This window comes from Pseudodesulfovibrio pelocollis, assembly GCF_030282845.1.
In the GTDB taxonomy this organism is placed as follows: domain Bacteria; phylum Desulfobacterota; class Desulfovibrionia; order Desulfovibrionales; family Desulfovibrionaceae; genus Pseudodesulfovibrio; species Pseudodesulfovibrio pelocollis.
In genome coordinates, this window is the sequence record NZ_JASTWE010000092.1 from 1 (window position 1) to 2,498 (window position 2,498).

At 64.4% G+C, this 2,498-nt stretch carries 1 protein-coding gene; it reads left to right on the forward strand.

What is annotated here, in order from left to right:
• Positions 1 to 336 precede the first annotated feature (336 nt).
• Positions 337 to 2,319 (forward strand): acetate--CoA ligase, encoded by a 1,983-nt coding sequence (acs, locus tag QQS14_RS16255; RefSeq protein ID WP_285908066.1) that lies wholly within the window; start codon positions 337 to 339, stop codon positions 2,317 to 2,319.
• Positions 2,320 to 2,498: the final 179 nt, after the last annotated feature.

Here is a 2,498-nt window from a genome sequence, read left to right on the forward strand (position 1 = left end):
ATGTTTTGACTTATCTAACGGTCAGCTAGCGCTGACGATTTTCCCTGGACAACAGGGCAGTGAAAGCGGCGGGCGGATGTCTGCCGCTTTTTTTCGCCTGTCGGCCCGGCTCCCGGCCCTCTCCCGGCGCTTTCCCGGCCAGAACCGACCCGAATCGACTGGACCGCCCGCCTTGCCCCTGCCGTTCACCGGGCGGATTCGGACCGTTCACCTAAAATCGGTCACGGTTGCCCGCCGGGTCCGATACATGGTAGCGCACAGACGTGACACCACGGCCAGCGGACCGCCCCGGCCGTCATCTTTCGCCGGAGTTCAACGGACAGTCAGGAGAAGCACATGAGCGATGAGAAGAAAATCGAGAGTTTGCAGAAGGAAGGACAGATTTTCCACCCCGACCCGGCCATGCAGTCCCAGGCCTGGATCAAGAACATGGACGACTATCGGGCCGCCCACGAGCGCGCCCTGAACGACCCCGAGGGATACTGGGGCGAGCGGGCGAAAGAGCTGATCACCTGGTTTTCCGATTTCGACACCGTGCTTGAGACCGACTATGACACCCCGGAGTTCAAATGGTTCTCCGGCGGCCGGACCAATGTCTCGTACAACTGCCTGGACCGCCACCTGACCGACGGCCGCCGCAACAAGGCCGCCATCATCTGGCAGGGCGAGCCCGAGGCCGACGTCAAGGTCTACACCTACCAGATGCTGCACACCGAGGTCTGCCGCTTCGCCAACGTGCTCAAGAAAAAGGGCGTCAGGCGCGGCGACCGCGTGGCCCTGTACATGCCCATGATCCCGGAGCTGGCCATCGCCATGCTCGCCTGCACCCGGCTGGGCGCGGTCCACTCCATCGTCTTTGCCGGATTCTCGGCCGTGGCCCTGCAATCGCGCATCGACGACAGCGAGGCCAAGGTGCTGATCACGGCCGACGCCGTGCTGCGCGCTGGCAAGACCATCCCCCTCAAGCCCAATGCGGATGAAGCCCTCAAGGGCTGCCCGAGCGTGGAGCAGTGCATCGTGGTCCGGCGCGGCGGCAATGAAATCTCCATGGTCGAGGGCCGCGACTCCTGGTGGCACGACGAGGTCGGCGCGGACGACATCACCGCCGACTGCCCCCATGAGGAGATGGAAGCCGAAGATCCGCTGTTCATCCTCTACACCTCCGGCTCCACGGGCAAGCCCAAGGGCGTGCTGCACACCACCGGCGGCTACCTGACCTATACGGCCCACACCACGCAGTACGTCTTCGACGTCAAGGACGACGACGTCTACTGGTGCACCGCCGATGTCGGCTGGATCACCGGCCACTCCTACATCGTCTACGGCCCGCTGGCCCTGGGCGCCACCTCGGTCATGTTCGAGGGCGTGCCGAGCTATCCCAAGCCCGACCGCTTCTGGCGCATCGTGGACAAGTTCAAGGTCAACATCTTCTACACCGCGCCCACGGTCATCCGCTCCCTGATGCGCGAGGGCGACCAGTGGACCAAGCACTACGACCTCTCCTCCCTGCGCCTGCTCGGCAGCGTGGGCGAGCCCATCAACCCCGAGGCGTGGCTGTGGTATCACTCGGCCATCGGCGGCAGCAGGCTGCCCATCGTCGATACCTGGTGGCAGACCGAGACCGGCGGCATCATGATCTCGGCCATGCCCTTTGCCACGCCCCTCAAGCCCGGCTCGGCCACCCTGCCCCTGCCCGGCATCTCGGCCAAGATCGTGCGCCGCGACGGCACCCCGGCCGAGCCCAACGAGGGCGGGCACCTGATCATCGACAAGCCCTGGCCCGGCATGCTGCGCAGCGTCTACGGCGACCCGGGCCGCTACAAGACCACCTATTTCGCCGGATTCCCCGGTGCCTACGAGGCGGGCGACGGCGCGCGCGTGGACACCGACGGCTACTTCTGGATCATGGGCCGCCTGGACGACGTCATCAACGTCTCGGGCCACCGCATGGGCACGGCCGAGATCGAATCCGCCCTGGTGGCCCACCCGGACGTGACCGAGGCCGCCGTGGTCGGCATGCCCCACGAGATCAAGGGCGAGACCATCTACGCCTATGTCACCCTCAAATCAGGCATCGAGCCGTCCGACGAGATCATGAAGGACCTCAAGGTGTGGGTGCGCAAGGAGATCGGCCCCATCGCCACGCCCGAGTTCATCCAGTTTGCCGACGGCCTGCCCAAGACCCGCTCGGGCAAGATCATGCGCCGCGTGCTGCGCAAGATCGTCGAGGGCTCCAGCGATTTTGGCGACACCTCCACCCTGGCCGATCCGGGCGTGGTCACCGACCTCGTGGAAGGCAACCGCGACCTGCGCGGCTGATTCACCAGCGCTACGACCTGAAAATCACACCGGCCCGCCATCCCTCGAGGGATGGCGGGCCGGGTTTTTTGAGGTGGGAGAACATCCTTGCGATACATGCCTTTTTTAAGATAACATTTCTTCGTGAAGGTACTTTTTCCCTCAAGGCACTCGGCTTCTTTGCCTTATCTTCCAAAGTG

Bases quoted from the DNA above. Each gene is read 5' to 3' on its own strand.
- acs (WP_285908066.1), top strand. From the start codon at position 337: ATGAGCGATGAGAAGAAAATCGAGAGTTTGCAGAAGGAAGGACAGATT.